Source organism: Roseateles sp. P5_E11 (genome assembly GCF_054049355.1).
On the sequence record NZ_JBFUMO010000016.1, the window covers coordinates 1 to 21,967 of the forward strand.

Sequence of the window (21,967 nt, forward strand, 5' to 3'; positions counted from 1 at the left end):
ACGGAAATCGATGAGCCGTCAATTCTGCAAAACGTCAGCGTTGTAGACCATTGCGTCGGGTCATCGGCTGYCGCGAGTCGAATCTGCCGACTAGCCTCCTCAAATATCTCAGCCATGCCCGCAGATTCGCCGAGCTTTAAGCAAACATCTACCGCTATGCGGGCCGCGGCGCCCCCATGAAGCGACGAACCAACGCCATCAGCGATTGCCAAAAGTAGTTTGCCGTCGCTCGAAAGCGTCGAGCCAATAGCGTCAAAATTGCGCTGGTCATCGTACGCCAAGCTAAACGAGGCAATTGCGGGACTACGCACTAGCCCCCCCATAAGCGATGAAGCACAGGTGAAAGGGCGGTCCTGTTAACGCTGATAGAGCGTTCCAGGTGCTGGATGTCAGCCAATATATTGAGGCCTCGCACCTCGACTTCCGCAAGTATTCTTTCAGCAACTGTGGGGTTAAGCTGTGGACCGGCCAAGGCAATAAATCGGCGCTCAGCAAACCAGCGATTATGGGATGCGCCCAAGCCAAGCATTGAGATTAACGCGCGCGCCTGTATTGAAATTTCACCGAGTTCAACCAGCCACGTGAGTTTGTCTGCAATAACGTCGCAATAGTCAAAATTGAATTGACCCCGCCCTTGCTCAACATAATCAATGTAGGAATCAGCAAAGGCCATAAGCAGCTCAGGAGCCTCGCGACTAAGTGCCTCTAGATGGTCCTTGGAAAAGGATCGCAATACCAGGTCATTGACTTGAGAGAATGGCGCAGAATCTTCTAGAAAATTAAATACGCGATCCCATTCTTTATCATTAAGTACTGCCCCGCTCTGGAGCATCTTAACTATGGCCTCTTCTTTTCTTGAGACAAATGCGGGCGGGGCTACCTGCAGTGCCTYATAAAGTGCCGACCGTAATTCAGCAATCGATGCATAGCGCCGAGCCGGGACAGCCTTGGTGCATTTGGCCGCAACAGCGCCAACGGGCCCATCGATATGAGCCTCGGTATATGGTACGCGCTGAGCCGCGCCGACAAATATATCGAAAAGAATTACACCGAAGGAATATATATCGGAGCGCGCTGTAGCTCTTTTGAAATTTGTCATGAGCTCAGGGGCAGCATATCGCTCTGTTCCCCCTTGCGCACCTGTCATGGTGATCGTAGTCGCATCGCCCGCGGTAATCTTGATCAACCCGAAATCAGAAATTGCATAACGAGAACTGCCGTCCCCATTTTTCAATCGCAAAATATTCAAAGGCTTCAAATCGCGATGGAATATGCCTTGCGCATGAAGTCCTTCCAGTCCCGCCAAAATGTCAAATAGCGCCTGATGAGGTGCGCCACTGAGTGTGTGGTCAAACTGCAAGTCTTGAGCTAGCGTGCCTTCAGCAAGCTCCATGACAAAATATGGCGGATTTGCGGACAAATCACTTTCGAATACCCGGATGACATTCGGGTGCTGAATTCGGCCTTGATATTTTGCCTCATCGAAGAATCTACGTCGAAGCTCCTCAATCGTGACTTGGCCAGCTTGCACGGCGGCAAGAATCGACGCACATGGCTCGAACATTTTGAGAGCCACCATTTTTCCCACTTCACTCTGTGCCTGAACAACTCGCCCAAAAGCACCATTTCCAAGATTTCGGACGAACGTGTACGTGCCCATGAAGATGCCGTTGTGGGAGGTCGTGGAGACCAACATTGTAGGCAGCCGAGCAAGTGGGTAACACTACCGTCAACCCGACGATCCGTTGGGTTGGTGGGTTATGAGGCGGTGCGTTATCTACTGAGATCTAGCGAGACTCACCTTGCTTCTCAAGTAGCGGGTCTCAACGCTGATTGGCCACGCCAACAGCATCCCGGGCAACAAGCCATCGACCGGCCGGCACGGCGCGGGTTTAGGGGCAGGCCTTAAATCCAAAGTCGGGCGGCCCCGCAGCACAGCAGCCGCATCGGGCGCCGCTGTGCTCAGAAGAACACGATTCCGCCGAACGCGAATCCGTTCACCCTGGCCTCGCTGCGTCCGGCTTCGAAGTAGTGCGGCTCACGTCGCCTACGAATGCCACGCTTTTGGTCAACCTGCACAGGCCGGTCGTCACATTGGTCTTGCTGCAGGTCGGCGGCCGCACCCGGCTCCGCCCGCCGTTCCAGCCGTCAACGCAAAGTCAACGCCCCGACAGCGCCGCAGGTTCGGGGTCACAAATCTTTAGTGCCGCTCGCTGAACCGCGCTCGAACTCGTGCCGTCGCGCGGACGCGTGGTCGCCCATCACCGGCTTCGACGTCGTCCGGCTCGCCTCCCCCGCCAGCGTCACGCTCTTGGTCAGCCCGTAGTACAGGCTGGCCGTCACGTTGGTGCTGCTGCGCAGATCGGTCGCCGCGCCGTCCTTCAGCTTGCTCTCGCCCCAGTTCAGCCGGAGCTTGGTCTTGGCCGTGGCCCGCCAGCCGGCCTGCAGCAGCACCATTCGCCGCTTGCGTTTGCCGCGTCGCCGCCGGTCAACACCTTGCCGTATGTCAACTCCCCGTCAATCCGAGCCCACCACAATCACTACAACAGTTCTGGCCGCCCCATCCCCATGCCCACCCCCCGCTACGACCCTCTCAGCCGCGCCCTGCATTGGCTGACGGCCATCGCCGTGACCGTGGCCTTCATCCTGGGGCCGGGCGGCTTCGGGCGGATGATGCGCAAGGGCATCGACCCGGCCACGCGGCTGGACATCGTCTGGCATGAGTCCCTGGGCCTGCTGGTGTTGGCGCTGACGTTGCTGCGCCTGCTGTGGGTGGCGCTGCGGCCGGACAAGCCGCGCTTCGAGATGGCGGCGTGGATGCATGGGCTCTCAAAGCTGGTGCACGTCGTGCTGTGGGCCCTGATGCTGGCCTTGCCGGCCACGGCCTTGCTGGCCCTGGGCAGCGAGCACCATCCGCTGACGCTGCTGGGCGGCGTGCGCGTGGACGAGTTCCCCTGGATCGCCGGCTCGCGCCTGGGCGAGGCGGCGGACTGGGGCGACGTGCACGGCCTGCTCGGCGACGTGCTGATGTGGCTGGCCGGCCTGCACGCGCTGGCCGCGCTGTATCACCACTTCCTGCGCCGCGACGGCGTGCTGGCAGCCATGCTGCCCTGGCCGAGCAAACGCTGAGCCGCTGGCTCGGCCGCAAGCGGCGTTGCCGGGTCATGGAGGCGGCAACGCCGCCGTTCAAGGCGTCGATGCAAAGGTCAGCGGCCTGAGAGCGCCGCGACCAAGGCCTTCGCCACGGCTTCGCTCGAATTCGGGTTCTGGCCGGTGATCAGATTGCCGTCCTGCTCCACGTGGCTCAGCAGGGGCAGCGGCGCGGAGTGGAAATCAGCACCGCTGGCCTTCATCTCGTCTTCCAGCAGGAAGGGGACGACGGCCTTCAACCGCGCCAGGAATTCTTCGGCATTGGTGAAGCCGGTGGCGCGGCGGCCCTGGAAGAAAGGCTGGCCGTCGGCGCGCCTTGCGTGCACCAGCGCGGCCGGGCCGTGGCAGACGGCCGCAATCACCTTGCCGGCCGCGTCGTGCCGCGCTACCAGCGTGTGCAAGGTGGCGTCCTTGGCCAGGTCCATCATCGGGCCGTGGCCACCGGGGATGAACACGGCGTCGAACGTCTCGCCCTGCACGGACGCCAGCGTGACGCTGTGCCCCAGCGCTTCCAGCGGCATGGCCCATTCCTTGCGCTGCTTGTCGCTCGGTTCCGTCTTGGGGTCCAGCGGCACGGGGCCGCCCCGGGGCGATGCGACCGTGACGGCGATGCCGGCCTCGATGGCAGCCAGGTAGGGCACGGCGAACTCCTCCAGCCACAGGCCGGTCTGATGCTCAGGCGAGAGTTGTGTGGCACTGGTGGTGACGAAAAGGGCGCGCATGGATGGTCTTCAAAGTGGCTACGCGCAAATCTAGGTTGCTGTCAGCTCGCGCCTTGTAGGCGGCAATGCCGCTCGCGACCGCGCGCACGCCTGAAAGCGCTCGCTTCTTCCACCAGCTCGCGACGCGGGCCGTCAGAGCTGGGTGTGCAGCACCATCTGCGGCCCGAGCAGCGCGTTCAGCCGCGGGCTCGCTGGAACTGGCGCTTTCGGGTGATCATGCAAGCCTTGCAACAGTCCCTGCCCTCACTGCCTCATTGACCGCCAAGTGTTGCAGTTGGGACTTGAGCCGCCAACCGTCAAGGAATACAAGGGCTCGAATATGGCTGTGAACTGTGCTTCGAACGCCGGAAAGGCTGGGCGCATGATCGCGTTCGCCGTTTCCTGCGCTCTGGCCGGTTCTTGCTGGGCGGCGGATCGCAAGCTGAGCATCGTCACGGAGGAGTGGGCCCCATATAACTACAGTGAAGATGGCGCACTGACAGGTTTTTCGGTAGAAGTCGTCCGGGCGATTGCCCAGGCGCTCAACGCAGATATCGATATTCAGCTAATGCCCAGCATGCGCGCCAAAGCATCGCTGGAAGGCAATCAAAGAACGATGCTGATCACGATGTTGCGAACCCCGGAACGCGAGACCAAATACAAATGGATTGGCCCGCTGGGCGACAGTTCCATTTATTTCTACAAGCGCAAAGGCAATCCTCTTGAAGTCTCGACACTCGAGGACACCAAGAAGGTTCGCTCGATTTGCTCCCGGCGCGGTGGCCTGACGACTTCCAGGATGCAGGCAGCAGGCTTCACCAACCTCGAGGCAGGCGCATCCGACGGCAAAGCCGTTTACAGGATGTTGATATTCGGCAGATGCGATTTGGCCGTCAGCGATTCACCGTTGGGCGTCATCCATCTATTGAAGCAAATGAACTATTCGTTGGATGCGGTCGTTCAAACGCCCGTCAAACTGATCACCTCTCCCATATACATTGCCTGCAGCAAGGACATTTCCGATGCGGAAATCGCTCGCTGGCAGGCGGCACTCGATAAGCTGAAAAGCTCCGGCGCTTTTCAAGCCATACTCAAAAAATATAGTGAGTGAGTGACGCAGCTGTGCCGCGAGCTCAGAACTGATATCGCGCCGAGAGCATGTAACTGCGCCCCGCGCCGGGCAGAACCCAGGCCTKCATATAGGAACTGCTGTAGTACAGCCGGTCGAGCAGGTTGTCGATATCGAGGGACGCGCGCCACTGCTTGCCCAGTTGCAGCGAGCCGATCAGCTTGAGCGTGGTGTAGCCCGGCAGCTTGAAGTTGTCGGCTGCCACGAGTGGCGCCACGGCCCCCTCGCGTTCGCCCACATGGTTGATGCCCGCGCCCAACGTCGCGCTATTGGCTCCCAGCAGGAAGGCCTGCACCAGCATCAGATTGGCGCTCTGGCGCGGCACGTTGGCCAGGCGCCGGCCGACCAGGAAGGCATTGCTGTCGCGGGTCACCTGGGCATCGGTCCAGGCGTAGGCAGCCGACAGGCGCAGCCCGGGCAGGACTTCGCCCGAGATGTCGAACTCCAGGCCCCGGCTGCGCACCTCGCCGGCAGCCACCGAGAAGTTGTTCGGGTCCAGCGGGTCGGGGGTCAGCACATTGTTCTTCGCGATCCTGTAGATCGCCAGCGTGCTGCTGGTCTTGCCGTCCGCGGTGTCGAACTTGATCCCCAGCTCGCCGGCCCTGCCCGCTTCAGCGGGGAAGGACTGGAACGCGCGGCTGACGCCGCTGTTGGGGCGAAAGCTCTTCGACGCCGAGGCGTACAGCGACAGCGTCTTGCTCGGCTGGTAGACCAGGCCGACGCGCGGCGTGGTGGCGCTGAGGGACTGGGCGGTCGTGATGCCGTTGCGGCGGTTCAGGAGCGATTGGTCGTAACTGTCGTGGCGCACGCCCAGCAGCATCTTCCACTGCGGCGACAGGTCGATCTGATCCTGGCCGTAGACCGACCTTGAGCGCTGCGCCTCTCGGGTCCAGGTGGTCAGGGGCATGGGCGGCGCCACCTGGCCATAGACCGGCTCGTAGATGTCGATCACCGAGGCTACGGCAACGCGGTACTGCTTGCGTTGGTCGATGAACCGGTACGCATCTGCGCCGACCAGCAACTGGTGCACCAGGCCGCCGGCACGCAGCCTGCCCAGCAGTTCGAGGCGGCCCGACATGTCCAGCGCCGAGTTGTCGCGGCTGCGGCGCTGGCGCACCAGGCTGCGGTCGTCGGCCAGCAGGAAGCGGCCCTCGGTCGAGATCCCGTTGATCGAGCTGTCGCGGTGACTGAAGCCGGCCTGGATCGCCCAGTCATCGTTGAAGTCGTGCTGGACGAAGACCTGGTGGCCGGTCGTCTCGGTGGCGTGCGGGCCGTCAGCGGGCTCGCCCAGGAAGCGCGAGCGGGGCAGGCGGCCCAGTTCACCGCGGATCGCGACGATGCCGCGGTCGAAGCTGGCGCGCTGCCTGGCGTGCTCCAGCTCGTAGGACACGGTGGTGGCATCGCCGGCCCGCCACAGCAGGGACGCCGCCACCATATGGCGCTCGGAGCGCACATGGTCGCGGTAGCTATCGCCCTTCTCGCTGGCGGCGTTGAGCCGGTAGGCCAGGCGCTCGCTGAACGGGCCGGTCAGGTCAGCCGTGCTGCGCAGGCGGCCAAAGCTGCCGCCCGAGACCTCCAGCGCATGGCCGGGCTGGAACAGCGGCTTCTTGGTCACGATGTTGACCGTGCCGCCCGGCTCGCCGCGACCGTAGAGCGCCGATGCCGGCCCCTTCAGCAGCTCGATCATGGCGGTGGCGACGGTGTCGCGCAGCCCGTTATAGCCGCGGCTGTAGTTGAAGCCATTGACCATGTAGTCGGAACCGAAATTCGGGTCGCCCGTGAAGCCGCGCATCGCGTAGCTGTCCCACAGCCCGCCGAAATCGCTCTGCCTGGCGATGCCACTGCCGAGCTCCAGCGCGTCGGCCAACTGGGTCACACCCGCGTCCGCCAGCATGTCGGCCGACAGCACGCGCACGCTCTGCGCCAGGTCGCGGATCGGCGTGTCGGTCTTCATCGCACCGGTGACGAAGAGGCTGCGATAGGGCTGCCTGGCCGCTTCAACTCTCACGGCCTCCAACTTGTTGCCTTCGGTGCCGGCCGCAGTGACCGGTGCCATGGCTACGGGCTGCGACCAGGCGCCGGCACAGCAAGCCGCCTGGATGAGTGCCGCCATCGCGGCATGAAAAGAGCGGCGCCTGGATTGCAAGTCAGCTCCGGGTCATTCGGGCCTCAGTTTGCCTCGGCGCTGGCAGGCCTGCCAGGAGTCTGCGCCGCGCGACCCGCACGGCGGCGGCGCGGACTGCTTTCGCAGCCGCGCAACGCGAATCAGATATTTGCCAGGATTAACGCCCTCGCCGCGTCGCCRCGAGGGCCGTGCGATAGGTCAGAAGAACACGATCCCCCCCAGTGCTACGCCGCTCATCTTGGCGTCGCTGCCGGTCACCGGCTTCGACGTCGTCCGGCTCACCTCCCCCACCAGCGTCACGCTCTTGGTCAGCCCGTAGTACAGGCCGGCCGTCACATTGGTGTTGCTGCGCAGGTCGCTCGCCACGCCATCCTTCAGCTTGCTCTCGCCCCAGTTCAGGCCGAACTTGGTCTTGGCCGTGGTCTGCCAGGTGGCTTGCAGCAGCACGTTGGTCTGCTTGCGGTTGCCGCTGTCGCCGTCGGACAGCACGCCCAGGCCCTTGCCCGATTGCAGATTGGCCGCAAAGCCCAGCGGGCCGGCGCTGACGCTGGCGCCGACCTCGGCGCCGTTCATCGTGAAGCTGGCGCCGCCGCCCGTGCCTTCGAATTTCTGGTGCTTGACGCCCACCCAGGCCTTGCCGCCATTGAACTTGGCGGTGGCCAGGGCTTGCAACTGCGGCTCGTTGCGGCCGACGGCGGCGCCGGCATCGACGGGGCTCATCAGCGCCACCGTGGCCGAGAAGCCGCCGCTGGCGGGCAGGCTGTAGGCGATCTGGCCATAGGTGCCGAGGTAGGTGTAGCCGGAGCCGATGTGGCCCAGCGTGACGCGGTTGCGCTGGGTGGCGCTGACGGGGGCGCCGGCGCCGAGCAGGGTCATGTCGCCGAGGATGGCGGACTGGCCGAACAGGCCGTAGTCGCGGCCGAGCTTGACGCTGCCCATGTCGGCATTGCCGAAGGTGACGAAGCCCTGGCGCACGTCGACGTTGCTGTTGTTGGAGATGGCGTCGCCCGAGGCGACGGCCGCGCCGATCATCAGCGTGGCTTGGATGTCATAGCCGTCCTGGCGCGTCTTGGCCGTGGTGGTGAGGGCGTTGGGCAGCAGGCCGTTGCCGATGACGGTGCGGCCATCGGTGCCGCCGCAGCCCAGGCCCTTGGTCGCCAGCGCCACGCCGCCGACGGTCTGCGAGCCGGAACAGCTGGTGTGGGTGTAGTAGGCGTTGATGATGCCGCCCAGGCTCAGGTCCCATTCGCCGGCCTTGAAGTCGGCGGCGTGGGCTGTGCCCGCGGCGGTGAGCGCGGCGGCGATGAAGGTGCGGGTGTGGTGGATGTTCATGTTGTCTCCAGTTGTGGTTTTGGGCAGGGTGCTTTGCGCAAGCGCTGTGCCAGTACCGGGCTGGAGCGAAGTGCCCGCGCGGGCGTTGCCGCGCGGCGCAGTGGGAGCCATGACGCGTGCCGCGCAGGCACGCTGCTGCGGGTGTGCCCCGACGCGGGCTGTTGCGTGGCGCGGGCGCGCGCTGTGCCGCCGTGCAGCGTGGGTGTGGCGGCGCGCAGCAGTGCCCGAGGGCTTCTCGCTAGAAGCTGTACTTCACGCTCACCACCACGCTGCGCGGCGCGCCTGGCGCGTAGAACGTCGCATGGCGCAACGGCCGGTCGCCGTTCGCGTTGGCCGCAAAGGGCCGGCTCTGAAAATTGCCCGCGCTGTCGAAACCCGTGGGGCCGAGTTGCGCGGCGGTGGCATACACGCGGTCGAGCAGGTTGCCGACCTGGGCGAAGAGCTTGAGCCCCTTCATCGGCTTCCAGGCCGCGTTGATGTTGACCACCGCGTAGCCGGCGCTGCGGCCCGCGCCGAGGTAGTACGTGTCATCGGGCCGGTGCAGGCCGTTCTCGTTGCCGCGCGCTGCTGCGCCGCTCATCGCGATGGCGTCGGCGCCGAGCGACCACGCATCGCCGAGGTCGAGATCGGCATAGAGCTTGAGCATGCGACGCGGCACGAGCGGGATGCGGTCGCCGGGGCGGATGGCGATATTGCCGTCCACGCCGAGCAAGCCCGCCCGGGCCGAGTCGTTGCTGCTGTTGGACGCGCCGTTGACGCGCTCGGCCGTGCGGTAGGTGGCGTCCAGCAGCGTGAGGTTGATGCCCGCCGCCAGGCCCTTGGCGGGCTGCCCGCTCAGGCCCAGCTCCACACCCTGGCGGCGGGTTTTGCCAAAGTTCTTGAAGTAGCCAAAGCCTGCCGCGTCGTCGGTGACGAAGAGCAGGTCGTCGCGGTTGTCGGAGCGGAACACGCCGACGCTCCAGGCCAGTGGCCCGCCAGACGCACCGCGGATGCCCGCCTCGACGGTCGTCGTGACGACCTGCCTGAGCGGCGGGTCGCCGGCCATGGCGTTGGGCAGCTTGCAGGGGTTGGCCGGGTCGGCGCAGCCCAGCTCGATGGAGGACGGGTCGCGGCTGCCCTGGCTCACGCCGGCCCAGGCGTTGACGCCGGCCACCGGCGTGAAGGTCAGGCCCAGCGCGGGGTTGAGGCGGCTGAAGGCGTGGTCGCCGTCCAGTGAGCCCGGGCCGGCACCTGGCGTGATGGCATCGCGGTTGCGCGCCGTGCTGTGGTTGTAGCGGGCGGACACGGTCAGGTGCGTGCCACTCGCCACCGTGAGCACGGTGCTGGCGAACAGGCTGAGCGTGCGCGTGCGGCCCGCCAGGTCCACGCGGGTGTCGTAGGGCGCGCCGTCCACGTTGCCGCCGCTCACGCCATCACCGAAGGCGCCGACGCCGGTGATGCTGCGGTCGGCATTCAGGTAGCCCAGCTCCGAGCCCTGCACGAAATGGCTGCGGCTGAAGTCGGCCGCCGCGCCGATCAGGGACTGACTGGGCAAGCCAAGCAGCCGACCGTCGTGGCTGAGCTGGGTGGTGAAGCCGGCGTTGTGCTGGTTCGTGCGGGTCTGGTTGATGACGCCGTTGCACTTCTCGCCAGGCTCGTCCTTCAGCAGCGCCTGGGCGATGCAGCGCCACTTCGGGAAGGGCGTGTTGGCCGCGCTCTCGCCCGCGGTGGGAAAGCCGGTGTAGCCCGCAGCCGCCAGCGCCGCGCGCTCGGCGGCACTGGGCTGGTAGAGCGACTGGTCGAGCGCGTCGTCGTTCAGGTCGCCGTTGTAGGTGCGCGTGCGGATGCTGCGGACGTAGGCGTTGCCGGCCAGCGTCCACTGCTCGCCGAGCGAATGAGAAAGCGCGAGGTTGAGCAGTGCCGCGCGGTTGCGGGTGTTGTCCGGGCGCGTGTAGACGCTGGCGCGGTCGCGTTCGAGAAAGCGTTGCTCCTGCAGGCCGTTGCCGTTGAGGTCGGTGTCGGCGAGCGACGCGGTCAGTGCAATGTCGGTGTCAGCGCTGCGGTGGCCGAGCTTGGCGAAGAGCTGGTTCACGTCGGACTTTGAATCGACCCGCCAGCCGCGCTCGCGGAACTTGTGGCCGGCCGTGTACCAATGCGTGCCCTCGCCGTCATGGCCGCCATGCTCGAACTCGGCGGCGCGGCGGCCGTGTGAGCCGGCCGTCAGCTGCAGCGACGTGCCCGGTTGCTTCAGCCCGTCCTTGGTCTGCACGCTCAGGGCGCCGCCCAGCGTGTTCAGGCCGAACAGCGGGTTGGAGCCCGGGTTGAGCGCGATGGAAGCGATGGCCGCCTTGGGAATCAAGTCCCAGCTCACCACGTCGCCAAACGGCTGGTTCAGCCGCACGCCGTCGAGGTAGACCGACAGCCCCTGCTGCGAGCCCAGCAGCGGCGAGGCCGTGTAGCCGCGGAAGTTGACGTCGGGCTGCAGCGGGTTGCCCTGCATCTCGTTGAGGTGGACGCTGCCCAGGCGCCGGTTCATGAAGCTGGCGAGGTCCAGGGCCTGGCTGCGCTCGATGTCGGTGGCGCGCGCCGTTTGCACGGCGGCGGGGATCCAGTCGCGCGGGATGTCGACGCCGGCCACCGGCGACACACCGACGACCTGAACCCGTTCGAGCTGGATCTGGGCGTGAGAGGCGGACGCATAGGCGAGTGCCAGCGCCGCCCAGCAACTGCTGTGGCGGTGAGTCATGGGGTTCCCCGGTTGCCGCTGCTAGCGGATCACCACGCCCCAGGGCAGCTTCCCCACCGCCACCTCGGCCACGCGCTGCAGCGTCTCGGTGTCGATGACCGACACCGCGCCCGAGCGCCCGCAGGCCACATAGAGCTTGCGGCCATCGGGCGTCAGCGCCATGTTCCAGGGCCGCTGACCGACCGGGATGGTGGCGACGAGGGCCATGCGCTCCACATCCAGCACCGACACGGTCGCATCGCCGCCGTTGGAGATGAAAACGCGCCTGCCGTCGGGGTGCACGCTGATGCCATTGCTCTTGGGCCCGGCCATCAGCTTGTCCTGCACCGAGAAGGTCTGCATGTTGATGACGTAGATCTCGCTAGACATCTCGGCCGCGACGAAGGCGCGCCGGCCGTCGGGCGAGAAGCCGATGCCGCGCGGGCGCGTGCCGACCGGGATCTGCGCGACCTGGCTGCGCTTGTCCACGTCGATGACATCCACGGCGCTGCCTTCCTCGGCGCTGACCAGCACCCAGCGCCCGTCGGGGCTGAAGACGGCGTGCTCAGGGTTCTTGCCGCGCACCTTGACGGCGAAGCTGCGCGCCATGGTGCGCGTGTCGACGAAGACGATCTCGTTGGCCTCCTCCACGGCGGCCACGACCCAGCGGCCGTCGGGCGACTGGCCCAGGCCTTCGGGCGACTCGCCGAGCGGGATCTCGCCGGCCTGGCGGCGCGCGGCGAGGTCGATGACGACGAGGCGGTTGCCGGGCTGGTCGCTCACGTAGGCGCGGCGGCCGTCAGGGCTGATGACGGCACCGCGCGGCTTGGCGCCCGCGGGCAGTTCGTAGAGCACGGCGTCGGTGGCGGTGTCGATGACGCTCAGCGTGCCGGAGCCCTCGTTGGACACATAGGCCAGTGGGCCGGCTTGGGCCTGGGCTACTGCCGCGGCAAGCAGGGTCAGGGTGGGCAACAGGCGGGCCATGAAGGTCTCCGGTTCAGAAGCGATAGCTCAGGTTGGCGCTGGCGAGGAAGGTGCGGCCCGGTGCGGGCTCGAAGAAGCGGCCATTGCCGTCGTTGACGATGACGGAGCCGGCGTAGCGGCGGCCGGCCAGGTTGTCCACGCGCAGCAGGGCGCCCAGCTCCCAGGGGCCGAGGCTGAGCTGGTAGCCCGCGTGTGCGGCCAGCGTCGCGTAGCCGGGGGCGGCGTCGTTGTTGAGGTCATTGACGTAGACCTTGCTCAGCGCGCGCGCCTCGGCGCCGAAGCGCCAGCCGCCTGCGGGCTGCCAGGTCAGCGCGCCATAGACCGCGGTGCGGGCAATGCCGGGGATGCGGTTGTCGGCGTTGACCTGTTGGTTGGCGGCAGCGCAGGGCGTGGCGGTGCAGGTCAGGAAGCCGTCGCGGTAGCGCGCGTCCAGCCAGGTGGCGGCGACTTGCGCCTGCAGCGTGGTCGCGAGCTGGAACGAGCCCGAGGCTTCCAGGCCGCGGCGGCGGGTGGCGCCGGCGTTCTGGTAGGTGGCGCGGCCGCCCAGGTTGGTCTGCGTGACGATCTCGTGCTCGGTGCCGGTCTGGAACAGCGCCAGCGCTAACTCGGCGCCGTCCCAGGGCCGGGCCTTGATGCCGGCCTCGATGCTGCGGCTCAGCGACGCCTGCAGGCCGAAGTTCAGGCCCGTGGCGCCGCTGGGGCGGTAGGCCAGCTCGTTGAGCGTGGGCGTCTCGAAGCCGCGGCCGGCGGTGGCGTAGACGCGCAGGCGCTCGCTGACCGCGAAGCTTGCGCCCAGCACCGGCAGCGTGGCCGAGTAGCTGGCGGCGCCGCTGTCGTCGGGGTTGGTCTTGGTGATGTAGGCGTCGGTCGAGCGGAAGCTGACCTTGGCGCGGCGCACGCCGGCGTTGAGCAGCCAGGCCGGCGTGGGCCGCCATTCGGCCTGCAGATAGGGGTCGGCGTTGCTGACGCGGTTGCTTTCGTCGCGGCGCAGGGCGCCTTGAACACCGAGCGTCGTGCCGATGAAGTTCTGGGTGCCGACGCGGTGCTCGCTCAGCTCGTCGGCGGCCACGCCGGCGATGACGCTGGCGGTGGCACTTTTCCAGCGCCAGCGCACATCGGCACCCTGATAGTCGCGCGCCAGGTCGATGACGCCGCCGGGGTGCAGCGCATTGGCCTGGGTCGCGACCGGGATGGACTGGAACTGCATCGTCGTGCGGTGGCCCTGGTAGACCATCACGCGCAGGGTGTTGGCGCTGTCGATGCCGTGCTCCAGCACCAGGCCGCCCTGCTGCTGCTTCATCGTCTTGCGGGTGTTGAAGCTCAGCGCGCCGGGGTCGACGCCGCGCGGGTCGGCTTGCCATTGGGCACGGGTCAGGCCGAGCGGATCCTGCGCCTCGGGCAGCTCGACGCTGTTGGCGATCAGCGTCAGCTGCGTGTCGGCGCCGAGCTTGAAGTTCAGCCGCGCGTTGCCCAGGCGGCGCTCGGTCTGGCTGTGCTGGCGGTAGCCGTCGGTCTCGAAGCGGCTGGCGCCCAGCGTGTAGCCGATGGCGCCTGCGCTGCCGCTGGCAGACGCGGCCACGCGACGCAGGCCGTCGCTGCCAAAGCTGACGCCGGCGTCCAGGCGCGGCGGGCCGGCGGGGTTCTCGGAATAGATGCTGATGACACCGCCCGAGGAGTTGCCATACAGCGCCGAGAACGGCCCGCGCAGCACCTCGACGCGGCCCACGGTGCCGATCTCGACGTTGGTGATCTGGCCCTGGCCGTCGGGCAGCGTGGCGGGGATGTCGTCCACGTAGACACGCACGCCGCGGATGCCGAAGCTGGCCCGCGCGCCGAAGCCGCGCACCGAGATCTGCACGTCCTGGGCGTAGTTCTGGCGGTCGCGTGCCAGCAGGCCCGGCACTTGCCCTAGGCCCTCGGAGATGTTGACCTGGGCTCGGCCGGCGCGCAGCGCGTCGCCGTCGATGCGGTTGATGGAAGCGGGCACGTCGAAAGGCGTGGCTTCAGTGCGCGTGGCGGTGATGACGACGGGTTCGAGGACGGTCGGTGCGGGTGCGGGTGCGGCGTGGGCGGCCGCGCTGGCGGCTGCCAGTGCGAGTGCCGTCCTTCGCGCCGCGGGCGCAAATCTCTTTTTCATGGGTATCTCCAGATGCGGTCGGGCCGGCTCGAAGCTCAGAGGGTGAGAGGGAATCCGGCGTGGCCGAGAGGGCTTCCCAAAGCGCCCCGATTTAGGCGCAAAGCACAGCCGTAGCTCAGGCTACGGCGAGCATTTGCAACGACGAGCGGGGTGTTTTGGGGAGTCAAAGCGGGCATGCGGGATTTCCTTTCACCCTCTTCAGACCGGACGCCAGGCCACTTTGTACTTGGTGAAGATCTCGGCGACGCGGCCTTGGCTGACCAGTTGGTTCAACGCGTCCTGCAGGGCCTGGGCGAGATCGGTGGCGTCGCGCTTCACGGCCATGCCGGCCGCCCAGCCGTCGCGCGGCGCACGCGGCGACGGCAGGGGCTCGATGCGGTAGGCCGCGTCGCCAGCCAGCACCGTCTCCAGCTCCGACGCCAGGCCGGCGGCGGCGGCCACTTCGCCGCGCTGCAGTGCGCGGGCGGCCTCGCAGCCGTCCTTGAACTGCGTCAGCAGCTGCTCCCGGTAGGCGCCTCCGTCCGCACCGATCATCAGCCAGCCGGCCAGCGTCTGGCCGGGCACGGCCACGCGGCGTGTGCCGAGCTGGGACAGCGTCTCCAGCCGTGGCAGCTCATCCACACGCCGCGCCAGCATGACGCGCTCACGGTAGTAGGGCCCGAAGATGCGGGCCTGCGGCGTGGCCTCGATCAGCGGGCGGTCCACCGGCACGTGCATCAGCACGTCGGCCGGGCCGTGGCCGAGGTAGTGGCCCTTCCAGACCATGTTGCGCAGGTCGTCGTTCATGTTCTCGTCGGCATTGAAGGCCAGCGGCGCGAACTTGACGCCCAGGGCCTCGGCCAGCGCCTGGCCCAGCTCCATGTCGATGCCCTTGCCCTTCACATGGAAGGGCGGCATGTCCTCGTACAGGCCGACGATGAGCCGGCCGCGCTCGCGCACCTGGGCCAGCGTGGCGGCGCTCGCCCCCGTGCCGGTGAGGGCGCTGGCGGCGGCCCAGGCGAGGATGTGGCGCCGGTTCACAGCGGCTTCTCCCGGCGCACTTCCAGGTAGGACTTGATCGCCCACATCGCTTCCTGCGTGAACACGCCCTCGAAGGGCGGCATGTAGACGGCGCCGTTGCGGCTGCGGCCGTGGCGCACGGTGTTCAGGAAGTAGTCGTCGTTCTCCTTCACGCAGGCGGCCTTTTTGGCGGCGTCCTTCAGCGTGCTGCAGTCGTTGTCCAGCCGGCGCAGGTCGGGCGCAATGCCGCCCGAGATGGCCTCCAGGCCGTGGCAGCGCGCGCAGTTCTGGTTGAAGGCCGAGCTGCCGATCTTGATGGCGGCCTCATCGCCGCGAAAGGGGTTCTCGGGTCGCCAGCCTTCGCCCAGCTGGGGCAGGCTGCTGGTGTCCACGGCCTGGGGGGTGACGTCGCCGTGGGCCCAGGCCACGACGGCCGCGACGCACAGGCTGCCGGCGATGAAGCGGGGATGGAATTTCATGGGTTGTCTCCGGTCGTTGTCTGGGTTTGCAGGCCCGTTCGGGCTCTGTCCCTGCGCTGCAAGCGACATGCCAGGACGGAACTGTTCCAACCTGGAACACCGACCGTGTCGGCGCTTGACCTGTGTCATGGACAGCCGAACCGCTTTGGGACACGATGGCCGCCAGACACAGACAGGCGTGGCACTGACCGCGCCACCGCCGAGACAAGCCTGCGACAGGCAGGCGCATGAGAGCCTCTATGCCCACCATCGAGACCGAAGCGCCGGCCAGCCCGGCGCCGCCGGGGCCCCCACGACAGGCCTTCATCGAGCGCAGCCACCAGCGCAGCGAAGCGCTGGGCCTGAAGCGCCACGAGAAAAGCGGGCTGGACCCGATGATCCGCAGCGACCTCAACCTCGCGCGCGAACGCAACCAACGCCTGTACACCCACGCCGCGCCGGTGATGCAGCTGCTCTACGAGCAGATCGTCAACACCGAAAGCATGATCGTGCTGACCGACGCGCAGGGCACCATCCTGCACGCGGTGGGCGACGACAGCTTTCTGGCCCGCGCYCACCGCGTGGCGCTGGCGCCGGGTGAGAACTGGGCCGAGCATGCCAAGGGCACCAATGCCATCGGCACGGCGCTGTTCGAGGAGGTGCCCACGCTCGTGCATGGCGGCGAGCACTTCATCCACGCCAACAACTTCCTGACCTGCTCGGCCTCACCCATCTTCGACCCGCGCGGCAACATGCTCGGCGTGCTGGACGTGACGGGCGACCACCGCGGCTACCACCAGCACACCATGGGCCTGGTGCGCATGTCGGCCCGCATGATCGAGAACCACTGGCTCTCTGACGACTACAACAACCGCCTGCGCCTGCACTTCCACAGCCGGCCCGAGTTCATCGGCACGCTGCTCGAAGGCATCCTGGTCGTGTCGCCGGAAGGCCGGCTGCTGGGCGCCAACCGCGCCGCGCTGGACCAGCTCGGCGTCAGCGGCGCGGAGCTGCGCATGCGCAGCCTGAGCAGCCTGCTGGGCACGACGCCGGCGGCCATCTACGACCACTTCCGCATGCCGATGTCGCCGCCGATGCAGCTGTGCCTGCCAACGGGCCAGAGCTTCTTCGTCAGCGCGCGCTTCGACTGGCCCTCGCGCCCGGTGGTGGGGGGCCTGCGCAATGCGGAGATGGCCGACGTCATCGATGCGCGCGAGCCCTCGCAGGGCACCAGCTCGCTGCGCGAAGGCGAATGGACCGGCGGTGTGCCCAGCCCGGACGCGCCGGCCCAGCCGGCGGACATCGTGGCGACGGCGGCCACGGCCAACGGCGCCCAGCGCTTCTCCGGCCTGCAATACCTGCGCACCGGCGACCCGCAGCTGGAGACCGTCATCCAGAAGGTCAAGCGTGTGCTGGACCGCGGCATCCCGCTGCTCATCCTCGGCGAGACCGGCACAGGCAAGGAGCTGCTGGCCCGCGCGGTGCACCACGACTCGGTGCGCGCCCGCCAGGCCTTCGTGGCCGTGAACTGCGCGTCCATCCCCGAGAGCCTCATCGAGGCCGAGCTGTTCGGCTACGAGGAAGGCGCTTTCACCGGCGCGCGGCGCAAGGGTGCGCCGGGGCGGCTGGTGCAGGCCAACGGCGGCACGCTGTTCCTGGACGAGATCGGCGACATGCCGCTGCCGCTGCAGGCGCGGCTGCTGCGCGCGCTGCAGGAGCGCAGCGTGACGCCGCTGGGCAGCACCAAGTCCATCGCGGTGGACATCGCCGTCATTGGCGCCACGCACCGCAACCTGCGCGAGATGATTGCCGCGCAGACCTTCCGCGAGGACCTCTACTACCGCCTCAACGGCCTGGCCCTGCGCCTGCCGGCGCTGCGCGAACGTACCGACGTGGAAGCCATCGTGCGGCGCATCCTGCAGGCCGAGCGCCCGCAGGACACGCCCGAGCTCAGCCCCCAGGTGCTCTCCATGTTCCGCCGCTACCAGTGGCCGGGCAACATCCGGCAGCTGGCCAATGTGCTGCGCACGGCAGCGGTGATGTCGGCAGGCGAGCGGCTGGTGACGACGAATCACCTGTCGGATGACTTCCTCGAAGACATGCAGCGCGCTGTGGGCGGCATGACACCGGCCCCGCCGCCCGCGCTGGCGCCGGCCTGGCCGCCCTTCGAGCCGCATGCCGCGCTTCCTGCACTGGTCGCACCGGCCGCGGAGCCCGCGAGCGCGCGCACGCTGGAGCAGGCCGAGATCGACATGATCCGCGCCACGCTGGACGCAGCGGGCGGCAACATCTCGCTGGCCTCCAAGCAGTTGGGCATCAGCCGCAACACGATCTACCGCCGGCTGCGCTGGAACACGCCCAGGGCCTGTTAACGCTACGGCAGTAAGTCGCGAAGGTCAGCCGCCAGGGGCCAATCAAGGCGCAGTGCGCCGCCCGCATTGATATGCGGGCAAGCGGTGCAACGCYGAGTGGCCCCTGGCGGCTGACCTTCCCTTCGGGTTGTAGCCAGAAAGCCCGCGCGCGGCGTTGCGAAGCCTCGCTTGGGGCCTACCCAAGCTTCGTTTCGCGCCTTGCTCGCGGGCTTTCTGGCTACAACGCGGCCTGCTGCCGTAGCGTTAACAGGCCCTAACCGTTGTTCCCGGGCCTCAATGCAGGCCCGGGACTTTCCCGGGGGAGGTGCTGCACCGCGCTGTGCCGAACTGGAGCAAAACCCCTCATTGACGCCGGCTGCAACGGCGTTCTGGCAAGGCACGGGTCTTGCACCCCTGGGTGCATCGACCTGCTGACTGCCTGCTCCCATGTCCCGTCTTCTTCTGCGCGGCTTCCCATGAAGCTCCTCGTCCTCGGCTCCGGCGCGGGCGGTGGTTTTCCGCTGTGGAACTGCCACTGCCGGCTGTGCAGCAGCTGGCGCCGCGGTGAGCTCGACGCCAGCGCGCGCACGCAAAGCGCCATCGCCATCTCGCAGGACGGGCGGCCCGGCGAGGGCTGGCTGCTCATCAACGCCAGCCCCGACCTGCCGCAGCAGATCCGGGCCACGCCCGCGCTGCAGCCGGCCCACGCGGGCGACATGCCCATCCGCGCCGTCGTGCTGCTGGACTCGCGGCTGCATCACGTGGCCGGGCTGCTCTCCTTGCGCGAGAGCCGTGAGCTGGAGGTCTATGCCACGCCGCTGGTGTTCGAGGACCTGACGGCCGAGCTGCCGCTGCTGCACGTGCTGGAGAGCTACTGCCGCGTGCGCTGGCGCATGCTGCCCATCGCCGGCGACGTGCGCAGCGCCGCCTTCGAGATCCCGGGCTTCCCGGCGCTGAGCTTTGCCGCCGTGGCCGTGCCGGCGCGGGCGCCGCGGCATGCGCGGCTGCGCAGCGAGGCAGCAGGCGAGTGCATCGCGCTGCAGGTGCAGGACCTGCGCACGGGCCGGCGCGTCTTCCTGTCGCCAGCGCTGGCCGAGGTTGGCGAGGCCGAGCTGGCCTGGATGCGCCGGGCCGACTGCGTCGTCGTCGACGGCAGCTTCTGGACCGAGCACGGCATGCAGGAAGCCGGCATCGGCTCGGTCAGCGCCAGCGACAAGGGCCACCTGCCGCAAAGCCGCCACGGCGAGCGGCCCGGGATGATCGACGCGCTGCGGGCCAGCGGCGCGCCGCGCAAGGTGCTCACGCACATCCACCACAGCAATCCCATCCTCGACCGCGGCGGCGCCCAGCGCCGTGAGCTGCTGGCGCACGGCATCGAGGTGGCGCATGACGGCATGGAGATTGAACTGTGAGCACAGCGACCGCCGCCCCACGGCCCGCGCGCCCGGCCGAGCCACTGTGGCTGGAATGGCTGACCCTCGTCGGCGGCCTGGCCTTTTGCACCTGGCTGCTGGGTGCGCGCGGCGTCTGGGCGCTGCTGCTGGGCGCCGACCCCACGGGCCTGACGCTGGTCATCATGGCCGTCTTCCTGTGCTCCACGCTGTGGTGCGGCCAGCGCTCGCGCGAGCTGCAGCGCCAGCGTGACTTGCTGGCTGATCCGCGGCTCGCCCGCGCCGGAGAGGCCTGCTGGGCGGCCGAATACCTGGGCGCGCCTGGCGACATCGCCACCGAGCTGCTGCTGGAGCACAGCCATGGCCCGCACGGCACGGCCTGGTGGGTCAACGGCATCCAGCTCAAGCTCGGGCTGCTGGGCAAGGTCATCGGCTTCTCGATGCTGGCGCTGACCATCGGCAAGCTGCAGAGCTTCGACCCGGCGCAGTCGCAGGAGTTGCTGCGCAGCCTGACGGCGGGCCTGGGCGTGGCGCTGCTGACGACCATGGTGGGCCTGGTGGGCAACATCCTGCTGGGTTTGCAACTGACCCGGTTGGACCGTTTCGCTGATGCCTTGGTGGCCGACATCCAACGCGCCGCGCTCCGAAAGGACGGTGTGTGATGCGCCGCCTGCGCCGGGGTTCGAGGGAGGCCGAGGTCGACCCCTTCTACGACATGCTGTTCAACCTGCTGATCGGCTTTGTCTTCTGCTTCATCGTGGCGTTGCTGGCCATGAACCCGCGCGCCACCAAGGCCGGCGACGTGCCGTCCAAGGCCGAGTACCTGATCAACGTCGCCTGGCCGGACAACAGCCCCAACGACATCGACACCTGGGTGCAGGACCCGGGCGGCAACCTGGTGTGGTTCCGCCAGCGCGAGGCCGGGCTGATGTACCTGGACCGCGACGACCGCGGTGACGCCAACGCCGCCACCATCGTCAACGGCCAGCGCATCCAGAGCCCCTTCCGGCAAGAGGTGGTGAGCATCCGCGGCATCGTGCCCGGAGAGCACATCGTCAACGCCCAGTACTACCAGTCCAACGACGGCCAGCCGGTGCCGGTGACCGTGACGGTCATCAAGGTCAACCCGCGCGCCGACGTCGTCTTCTACGGCACGGTCAAGCTGGCCCGCAAGGGCGACGAAGCCACCGCCGTGCGCTTCACGCTGCAGCCCGATGGCAGCGTCGTCAACGTCAACACGCTTCCAAAAAGTCTGATGCAAAGACCATGACTCTGCCCATCATCCTCAGCTTTGCCGCACTGCTGCTGCTGTGTCTGCTTGCCCTGCTGCAGTCGCGCTGGCCGGTGTGGCTGCGCGGCCTGCTGGTGGTCGGCGTGAGCTGCTTCTACTTCTACGCCGAGGGTGCCATCCACACGCTGTGGGGCTGGCCCAGCGGCGATCCGCTGCCCGAGCGCTTCGTGCTGCTGGCCGCCGTCATCGAGGAGCCCGCCGGCAAGCGCGACGGGGCCCTCTATGTCTGGGTCAACGCCGTGGAAGACGGCAGGCCCGCCGCCCAGCCGCGTGCCTACCAGTTGCCCTACAGCAAGGACCTGCATGCCCTGCTCAACGAGGGCCTGAAGAAGGTGCGCAACGGTATCGCCCAGCTGGGCACGGCCGAGCCCAAGGTCGGTCGCAAGGGCCTGGCCTGGCTGCGGCCGGGCAGCGACGAGCAGCGCGTCAAGCTTCGCGACATGCCCTTGCCGCAGCTTCCCGAGAAGTGATCATGCGGCGCTACTTCTTCCTCGCTTCGATCGCCCTGGCCGGCTGCAGCCGCGCGCCCGAGGGGCAGTCCTGGTTCCCGCTCGAAGCCGGCCACCGCTGGACCTACACCGTCACCACGCGAAGCGGCGCCGACACCAGCGAGCGCGAGAGCCTGACGCTGCGCACGTTGGGCTCGGCCACGCTGGTGCTGGACGACCAGCCCGCCTGGCAGCGCCGCAGCGACAGCGGCGTGAACTACTGGCTGCGTGCCGACGCCAGCGGCATCGTGCGCGTGGCCAGCAAGAGTGACATGCAGGCCGACCCGGTGGCCGATGCGCCGGGCCGCTTCGTGCTGAAGGCGCCGTTCGTGGTCGGCACGCAATGGCAGGCGCCGACGACGGCCTACTTGCTGATGCGCACGGCCGARTACCCGCGCGAGATCAAGCACAGCCATCCGAACATCCCCATGACCTATGAAATCGAGGCGGTGTCCGACGTGGTGCGCACGTCGGCAGGCAGCTTCTCGCCCTGCCTGCGCGTGCGTGGCAGCGCGACGGTGAAGATCTTCGTCGACGCCATCACCGGCTACCGCGACCAGCCGCTGACGACACTGGAGTGGTATTGCCGCGGCGTCGGCCTCGTGAAGCTGGAACGCAGCGAGCCGTCCACCTCGCCGATGCTGGTGGGCGGCTCGCGAACGCTGGAGCTCGAGTCCTGGCAGTAATACCCATGGGCCGAGCGCCGGGCCGTTCCCTGGCACGGCAC

General features: G+C 67.6%; 19 protein-coding genes. 8 read left to right on the plus strand and 11 right to left on the minus strand.

The genetic code is table 11. The annotated features are described in order from the left end of the window. From ACXJKR_RS02605 to ACXJKR_RS02615, 3 genes are all read right to left on the minus strand, one after another. Positions 1 to 281 (minus strand): protein phosphatase 2C domain-containing protein (locus ACXJKR_RS02605; RefSeq protein ID WP_457320486.1); only part of this gene is annotated, 281 nt, incomplete at its 3' end. 29 nt (positions 282 to 310) lie between these two features. After that, the gene (locus ACXJKR_RS02610) at positions 311 to 1,660 is read right to left on the minus strand and encodes a serine/threonine-protein kinase (protein ID WP_457320488.1); all 1,350 of its coding nucleotides are present in this window, start codon (positions 1,658 to 1,660) and stop codon (positions 311 to 313) included. A 530-nt stretch (positions 1,661 to 2,190) separates the two neighbouring features. Beyond that, positions 2,191 to 2,457, minus strand: coding sequence for a hypothetical protein (locus ACXJKR_RS02615; protein ID WP_457320490.1), 267 nt, complete (start codon positions 2,455 to 2,457; stop codon positions 2,191 to 2,193). Positions 2,458 to 2,568: 111 nt separating this feature from the next. On the opposite strand from ACXJKR_RS02615, the gene ACXJKR_RS02620 reads away from it, so the two are divergent. Further along, positions 2,569 to 3,129, plus strand: coding sequence for a cytochrome b/b6 domain-containing protein (locus tag ACXJKR_RS02620; protein ID WP_457320492.1), 561 nt, complete (start codon positions 2,569 to 2,571; stop codon positions 3,127 to 3,129). A 77-nt stretch (positions 3,130 to 3,206) separates the two neighbouring features. Here ACXJKR_RS02620 and ACXJKR_RS02625 read toward each other — a convergent pair whose 3' ends face one another. Next, the gene (locus tag ACXJKR_RS02625; protein WP_457320494.1) at positions 3,207 to 3,872 is read right to left on the minus strand and encodes a type 1 glutamine amidotransferase domain-containing protein; all 666 of its coding nucleotides are present in this window, start codon (positions 3,870 to 3,872) and stop codon (positions 3,207 to 3,209) included. A 361-nt stretch (positions 3,873 to 4,233) separates the two neighbouring features. On the opposite strand from ACXJKR_RS02625, the gene ACXJKR_RS02630 reads away from it, so the two are divergent. After that, the gene (locus ACXJKR_RS02630) at positions 4,234 to 4,962 is read left to right on the plus strand and encodes a substrate-binding periplasmic protein (RefSeq protein ID WP_457320496.1); all 729 of its coding nucleotides are present in this window, start codon (positions 4,234 to 4,236) and stop codon (positions 4,960 to 4,962) included. Positions 4,963 to 4,984: 22 nt separating this feature from the next. Here ACXJKR_RS02630 and ACXJKR_RS02635 read toward each other — a convergent pair whose 3' ends face one another. The 7 genes from ACXJKR_RS02635 to pedF all read right to left on the minus strand — a co-directional run bounded on the left by ACXJKR_RS02635 (position 4,985) and on the right by pedF (position 15,740). Next, positions 4,985 to 7,093 carry a TonB-dependent siderophore receptor gene (locus ACXJKR_RS02635; RefSeq protein WP_457320498.1) on the minus strand — a complete coding sequence of 703 codons (2,109 nt, stop codon included), beginning with the start codon at positions 7,091 to 7,093 and terminating at the stop codon, positions 4,985 to 4,987. Between the two features lie 210 nt (positions 7,094 to 7,303). Further along, complete coding sequence (locus tag ACXJKR_RS02640; RefSeq protein WP_457320499.1) at positions 7,304 to 8,437, minus strand: porin; 1,134 nt, start codon at positions 8,435 to 8,437, stop codon at positions 7,304 to 7,306. A gap of 238 nt (positions 8,438 to 8,675) precedes the next feature. Next, positions 8,676 to 11,162 carry a TonB-dependent receptor gene (locus ACXJKR_RS02645; protein ID WP_457320501.1) on the minus strand — a complete coding sequence of 829 codons (2,487 nt, stop codon included), beginning with the start codon at positions 11,160 to 11,162 and terminating at the stop codon, positions 8,676 to 8,678. Positions 11,163 to 11,183: 21 nt separating this feature from the next. Then, positions 11,184 to 12,125, minus strand: coding sequence for a beta-propeller fold lactonase family protein (locus tag ACXJKR_RS02650; RefSeq protein WP_457320502.1), 942 nt, complete (start codon positions 12,123 to 12,125; stop codon positions 11,184 to 11,186). A gap of 13 nt (positions 12,126 to 12,138) precedes the next feature. Beyond that, complete coding sequence (locus ACXJKR_RS02655; RefSeq protein WP_457320504.1) at positions 12,139 to 14,262, minus strand: TonB-dependent receptor family protein; 2,124 nt, start codon at positions 14,260 to 14,262, stop codon at positions 12,139 to 12,141. Positions 14,263 to 14,460: 198 nt separating this feature from the next. Then, a complete protein-coding gene (locus ACXJKR_RS02660; RefSeq protein WP_457320506.1) occupies positions 14,461 to 15,282 on the minus strand; it encodes a substrate-binding periplasmic protein in 822 nt (273 codons plus the stop codon). Next, positions 15,279 to 15,740 carry a cytochrome c-550 PedF gene (gene pedF, locus ACXJKR_RS02665; RefSeq protein WP_457320508.1) on the minus strand — a complete coding sequence of 154 codons (462 nt, stop codon included), beginning with the start codon at positions 15,738 to 15,740 and terminating at the stop codon, positions 15,279 to 15,281. The genes ACXJKR_RS02660 and pedF overlap by 4 nt, the downstream gene beginning before the upstream one ends. Before the next feature lie 239 nt (positions 15,741 to 15,979). Between pedF and ACXJKR_RS02670 the strand changes: the two genes are divergently transcribed. From ACXJKR_RS02670 to ACXJKR_RS02695, 6 genes are all read left to right on the plus strand, one after another. Then, the gene (locus ACXJKR_RS02670; protein WP_457320510.1) at positions 15,980 to 18,091 is read left to right on the plus strand and encodes a sigma-54-dependent Fis family transcriptional regulator; all 2,112 of its coding nucleotides are present in this window, start codon (positions 15,980 to 15,982) and stop codon (positions 18,089 to 18,091) included. Positions 18,092 to 18,546: 455 nt separating this feature from the next. Further along, positions 18,547 to 19,482 carry a pyrroloquinoline quinone biosynthesis protein PqqB gene (gene pqqB, locus ACXJKR_RS02675; RefSeq protein ID WP_457320512.1) on the plus strand — a complete coding sequence of 312 codons (936 nt, stop codon included), beginning with the start codon at positions 18,547 to 18,549 and terminating at the stop codon, positions 19,480 to 19,482. Then, positions 19,479 to 20,123, plus strand: a complete 645-nt coding sequence (locus tag ACXJKR_RS02680; protein WP_457320514.1) for a hypothetical protein — start codon at positions 19,479 to 19,481, stop codon at positions 20,121 to 20,123. The genes pqqB and ACXJKR_RS02680 overlap by 4 nt, the downstream gene beginning before the upstream one ends. Beyond that, the gene (locus ACXJKR_RS02685) at positions 20,123 to 20,731 is read left to right on the plus strand and encodes a hypothetical protein (protein WP_457320516.1); all 609 of its coding nucleotides are present in this window, start codon (positions 20,123 to 20,125) and stop codon (positions 20,729 to 20,731) included. Before ACXJKR_RS02680 ends, ACXJKR_RS02685 begins: the two co-directional genes overlap by 1 nt. Next, complete coding sequence (locus ACXJKR_RS02690) at positions 20,728 to 21,222, plus strand: hypothetical protein (protein WP_457320518.1); 495 nt, start codon at positions 20,728 to 20,730, stop codon at positions 21,220 to 21,222. Before ACXJKR_RS02685 ends, ACXJKR_RS02690 begins: the two co-directional genes overlap by 4 nt. Before the next feature lie 2 nt (positions 21,223 to 21,224). Further along, positions 21,225 to 21,926: a hypothetical protein gene (locus tag ACXJKR_RS02695; RefSeq protein ID WP_457320520.1), complete on the plus strand. Its 702-nt coding sequence runs from the start codon at positions 21,225 to 21,227 to the stop codon at positions 21,924 to 21,926. Positions 21,927 to 21,967: the final 41 nt, after the last annotated feature.

Excerpts from the sequence above, each read along its gene's own strand:
- ACXJKR_RS02615 (WP_457320490.1), bottom strand. The coding sequence starts at position 2,457 with ATGGTGCTGCTGCAGGCCGGCTGGCGGGCCACGGCCAAGACCAAGCTC.
- ACXJKR_RS02620 (WP_457320492.1), top strand. The coding sequence starts at position 2,569 with ATGCCCACCCCCCGCTACGACCCTCTCAGCCGCGCCCTGCATTGGCTG.
- ACXJKR_RS02625 (WP_457320494.1), bottom strand. The coding sequence starts at position 3,872 with ATGCGCGCCCTTTTCGTCACCACCAGTGCCACACAACTCTCGCCTGAG.
- ACXJKR_RS02630 (WP_457320496.1), top strand. The coding sequence starts at position 4,234 with ATGATCGCGTTCGCCGTTTCCTGCGCTCTGGCCGGTTCTTGCTGGGCG.
- ACXJKR_RS02640 (WP_457320499.1), bottom strand. The coding sequence starts at position 8,437 with ATGAACATCCACCACACCCGCACCTTCATCGCCGCCGCGCTCACCGCC.
- ACXJKR_RS02645 (WP_457320501.1), bottom strand. The coding sequence starts at position 11,162 with ATGACTCACCGCCACAGCAGTTGCTGGGCGGCGCTGGCACTCGCCTAT.
- ACXJKR_RS02650 (WP_457320502.1), bottom strand. The coding sequence starts at position 12,125 with ATGGCCCGCCTGTTGCCCACCCTGACCCTGCTTGCCGCGGCAGTAGCC.
- ACXJKR_RS02655 (WP_457320504.1), bottom strand. The coding sequence starts at position 14,262 with ATGAAAAAGAGATTTGCGCCCGCGGCGCGAAGGACGGCACTCGCACTG.
- pedF (WP_457320508.1), bottom strand. The coding sequence starts at position 15,740 with ATGAAATTCCATCCCCGCTTCATCGCCGGCAGCCTGTGCGTCGCGGCC.
- pqqB (WP_457320512.1), top strand. The coding sequence starts at position 18,547 with ATGAAGCTCCTCGTCCTCGGCTCCGGCGCGGGCGGTGGTTTTCCGCTG.
- ACXJKR_RS02685 (WP_457320516.1), top strand. The coding sequence starts at position 20,123 with ATGCGCCGCCTGCGCCGGGGTTCGAGGGAGGCCGAGGTCGACCCCTTC.
- ACXJKR_RS02690 (WP_457320518.1), top strand. The coding sequence starts at position 20,728 with ATGACTCTGCCCATCATCCTCAGCTTTGCCGCACTGCTGCTGCTGTGT.